General features: G+C 26.9%; 4 protein-coding genes. All 4 read right to left on the bottom strand.

Annotation, left to right across the window (positions count from 1 at the left end; genetic code table 4):
- Window positions 1-579: 579 nt before the first annotated feature.
- Window positions 580-2,292 (bottom strand): MSC_0882 family membrane protein, encoded by a 1,713-nt coding sequence (locus tag D9R21_RS04420; protein WP_126821258.1) that lies wholly within the window; start codon window positions 2,290-2,292, stop codon window positions 580-582.
- A gap of 53 nt (window positions 2,293-2,345) precedes the next feature.
- Complete coding sequence (locus D9R21_RS04415) at window positions 2,346-2,594, bottom strand: hypothetical protein (protein ID WP_126821257.1); 249 nt, start codon at window positions 2,592-2,594, stop codon at window positions 2,346-2,348.
- 80 nt (window positions 2,595-2,674) lie between these two features.
- The gene (locus D9R21_RS04410) at window positions 2,675-3,856 is read right to left on the bottom strand and encodes a BMP family ABC transporter substrate-binding protein (protein ID WP_241568769.1); all 1,182 of its coding nucleotides are present in this window, start codon (window positions 3,854-3,856) and stop codon (window positions 2,675-2,677) included.
- Between the two features lie 290 nt (window positions 3,857-4,146).
- A partial coding sequence (locus tag D9R21_RS04405) for a hypothetical protein (protein WP_158613884.1) occupies window positions 4,147-4,739 on the bottom strand: 593 nt, incomplete at its 5' end.

The following is a 4,739-nucleotide window of genomic DNA, read 5'->3' as shown; positions in this document are numbered from 1 at the left end:
TTCTTTTGGACCTTTTGGTGTATTTAAAATTCCTTTTTTAAAATTTCTTTGTCATGAATCAAGTGTTTTTATATTTACTTTATATTTTTGTGCAATATAAGTAAGCGATGTTTGTTCAATTTATTTTACTGTATTTTTTCTAAATTCTGCAGTATATGTTTTAAATTTTTGTTCTTTTCCTGCCATTAAAAAATGCACCTCCTCTAAAAGTTTAGTAAAGTTCTTTTTTAATTTTACTTACTTTTTGGGGTGCAGTCTTACCACTGCCTAACACAAAAGCACTAAAAATGGTTAATAATCGTTTCATCAATATGCCACCTTCTTCCAATAAGATACTTATTACTTATTATTATATTGAATAATAAAAAAAAAAAAGCACATTCATGCCCTTAACAAATTATTTGCAAGATAAAATTTATCTTGCAAATAAAAGAGATTAAGAAATCATATTATTAAAATGTAATGCTATTTTCATATAAAAAATGTTTCTCCTAACATTATAATTTAATAATAAACAATAACAATTATTATTTATCTTTTGGTTAAGAAAAACATTATCAATTATTTTTAAAACAATATTTAATTTTGGTTAAACCAACGACCAAGTAATGCATCACCGTTTCGTTTACGACGACGAGCAATTAATCATGGAATTGAAATTACTAGTGTTAAAATAATTAAGAAAATAATAAAAATTACTAAACAAATACGATTTGTTTTTTTCTTTAAAGCTGCTAATTCTTCTGGATGAACAATTTCATATCCATAATAACCAATAATATTTGCTTTTCTTTTTTTTGTTAAAACAATATTCGCAATATGAACGCCTAATGTTACGATTAAAATAATAATTGTAATTGTAATGGCTGCTGTTAAATCATCAACAATGCCTCAACTTCAAAAACCAAACCGAAACTCTTCACCTGAATGTTGTTGAAAACCATATAAAATTCCTAAAATAATTCCACCAAAGAAATAAGTCGGAAATGCTAATCAATTTAAAACAATACTACGAACAGTCATTTTTTTATAATTATCAATTAAGAAATACGGAATAGTATGATTACCCCGTGTTAAATTAGAAAGATAACTATTTGTTTCAATTCGAACTCGTGATAAATCAAAAATACCAGCAAACAATAATCCTAGAGAAATTAACAAAAAAGTAATTGTCAAAAATGGATGAGGAATATATTTCGCTTTAATTCCCATAATTGCTTCTAATTCTTGTTGATGAGAAATAAAATATAAGGCAATAAATAAACTTGTCATCATTGTGCCAAGAAAACCAATAATAATCATAATTAAGGTACGAACTTTTTCCGAACGAATCTCACGAGCAATTTCTAAAGGAATTAAACGGTTAGCATATTCCTTATTAAAACGACGACGACGTTGTTTTTCTGATAACTGTGGTTGATAAGCATAACGATTATTTTTCATACTGTTTGTTAAAGCTGGTGGGTCAAATTGCGCTGATGGAGTAAAATGACCATTTTGATAATACGATGGTGGCGCTGGCATTGAATTTGTCATCATTTGATTATCATCAAAATATTGTGCTGAATTTGCACCACGATAGGCACCTTTGCTATCATAAGCTAATTCTGAACGATTAAATTGTTCATTAACTTGTGATTGATGATACGGTGATGCAAAACGTGATTGATAAGGAGGACGATATTGATTTGCATACATATTATCATCGTTAACATAACCATCACGGTGGTTCTGATATCCAATAAATTCAGCATTGTCATATCGCCCTTGATTTTGTTGTCCTGACCAATATTGATCATAATTATAACTTGTTACATGCTGCTGAATTCGGCGTGGCAAAATTTGTTGATGAACTGGACGCGAATAATTTTGCGCCGCATCATGATTATAATATGGTTCAACATAATCAGGTGGCATTTGTGAAGCATTTACATTCATTACCTCACAGTCTTCTTCAAGATACTGGCGGTCATGATTATTAGCATAATAATTATATTGGTTACTTAAGTTCATTCGTGCTGGACGAATTGTATTATTATTTTGATATAACATTTCCATATTATTTAATTGGTTTTGTTTATATGCTTCATTTGGACGAAAGTATTGATTTGACGAAAGATGATTTTGAGGCGTTCCATTTGGATAGGGTTGATTTTGACTAAAATCAACATTATTTTGGTTTCTTAATTCGGGATTAAAATTATCACCAAAACGATTTGCTGATTGCATTGGTGGTTGCTCATGTTGTTTATCTTTCACCATAAACGATTTAACTGTATTAAAAAAACCCATACTTTGTTTCACCTGCCCTAAATGTGAATAACATTGTATTAAAAAAGAAACCGCTAGTTTTTATCACCCATTTTTTTAGATAGCATAATTTCTTGTTCAAAATACTCAATGTTTTCCTTAAAACTAGTTTCTTGTTTTAATTTTACAATATTCGTTCAATTACTACTGCTTTTTTTACTTCGAAATAAAGAAAAAGTAATAATAAAATAAACAAATAATAATAGCGCTGCAAATCCTAGTAGAAAACCAATTAACCCGATTACTGGAATGTCTAAATCTAAAATTGTTATGCTTGTTGTCAAGAAGCCCTCCATATAAACACCACACTATCTATGAGTATTATACTATACTTTTTAAAATTTATGCAAAAAATATATTATTTTTATCCTAAACCCTTTTCTAATGTCTCTAATAATTTAGTTTTTACTTCATTTTGTGTTTGATAAGTTAATTTTAATGTATCAGTAAAGTGCTCTTGTTTAATTTGATCATAAATCATTCCAATTGTTGTTGTTAATTTAGTAATCTTTGCATCGTTATTAATATAATTAATAATACTATCATCAATCCATTTTGTGTTTTCAATCCCTAATCAATTTGAATTTGTTTTTGAAGATTGGTCAGTATTAATTCAACAAGAATCAAGTTGCTTATTATCTCATTGTTTAGTTACATTATTATAACTACAAGTTATTGAATAGATATTAGATAAAGCATCTTCTGTTTCTTGTGCAATATTTAATAACCCACTAGTAATAATATATTCATCACCATATATTTGAGATTGTGCTGTATCAACTCCAACAACTTTTGTTTTCGTTTTATTATATTTAATTCGGTCAATTGTATCTTGGGTTTGTGGTCCTGCAACAGGAAAAATAATACTTACTTTTTTATTAATTAAATAATCAGAAATCACTTTTCCTTCTCCTTGATTAAATGATTGTGAAAACCATGACTCATTGTCATTTAATACTTCTTGAACTTTTCTTATTGGTAATAAATTATTAATTTTGGGGTTTATGTTTTTAATTATTGCTAAAATATCTGTCATCAATTGATGTAAATTAGGATATCTAACATCGGTCTTAATAATTTCATTAAACACATCCGCTGATAATAAAAATCCTCATAAATAATTTGAAACACCAACTGGATTATCCATTCCTCCATAAGTTGCAATATTTAACTGTTGTTGAAATTCTGTTTGATGCAAATTAAGTCATATTGCTGTAACAAGACCCGCTAAAAAACCAGCAATTTCTTTTTGAAATAAAATTCCGACAATATTATCAGCTAACGGACCATATGGGTCCATATTTTTATGGATATTCTGACCACTACCATCAATAAAAATAACATTATCCACTAAGTTTGCTGCTCAACCAATGGTATTGGCATGACTAAAACCGGGTAAAATTAGCGTCTTTGCCCCAGCAATACTAGCTGTAATATAAGCTGCTTTAAATTCACCTGGTGTAATACCATTTGGTTCAAAATAGCTAGCTCGCAATGGACTATCTTGTCATTGTGTCATTGATGAAACTTGGTTAAATTGTGACACGATATATTTGCTTGCTCCTTCTCACGCTGATTGAATATAAGATTTATCATTAATTGACCCACCACTAGTAATTAGGTAGTATTCATTATTCTTAGGTTTTTAATAAAATTAAGTAATTAGAAACAAATTAAGTTTCGCTTATGACTAAATGATAACAAAATTTATAAAAAATTCAACTTTTTTTAAAAATATAATTTTTAGTTGAAAAAATAATTTATAAAATTATGAATTTTGACACACTAAAAAATACTTTTTAAAGTTATTACTAATTTTAAAAGGTTTTTTATTTTTTATAAAGATAAAAATTGCTTTTTAGATTGATTTAAATTAAATATATTAAATTCAATTTTTTCTTCATTCGTTTTACTATTAAGTCTTAACATTGAAGCAATTAACATATTCATAAATGTTTCTTTACAATATATTTTCGCACCACGCCCCTTAACAGCCTTAATATAGTGTGATATATCACCTTCCGCATGACAACCAATATTATATTCTAATGTTTGATTTTTAATTCCTTCTTTATTATTTTTAATTAATGTAATAGCTTTATTCAATAAATCTAATTTAGCATCGCTTATAAAAGATTTACTATCTTCTAAACACTTTAATAATTCTTCATATTTACCATTATAAAAATAATCAACAACTTTATGATATGTTTCTCTATTTTCCTTATTTTTACTTTGATAGGGATATATTTTTTTAAATATACTTATAAGATGAAATCTATCTAAACTATATGATACAGTGTTATTTTTATATTTTGCTTTTACTGCTTTATAAATTTTTTTAATTTGTTTTTCACCATCACTTAATATTAATATTTTAGTATCTTCATTAATATCATAAGTATCCATTGATTTAAAAATTTTATCAA

The sequence above is a fragment of the Spiroplasma endosymbiont of Megaselia nigra genome (genome assembly GCF_003987485.1).
In the GTDB taxonomy this organism is placed as follows: Bacteria; Bacillota_I; Bacilli_A; order Mycoplasmatales; family Mycoplasmataceae; genus Spiroplasma.
This window is presented reverse-complemented; position numbering and strand designations above follow the sequence as displayed.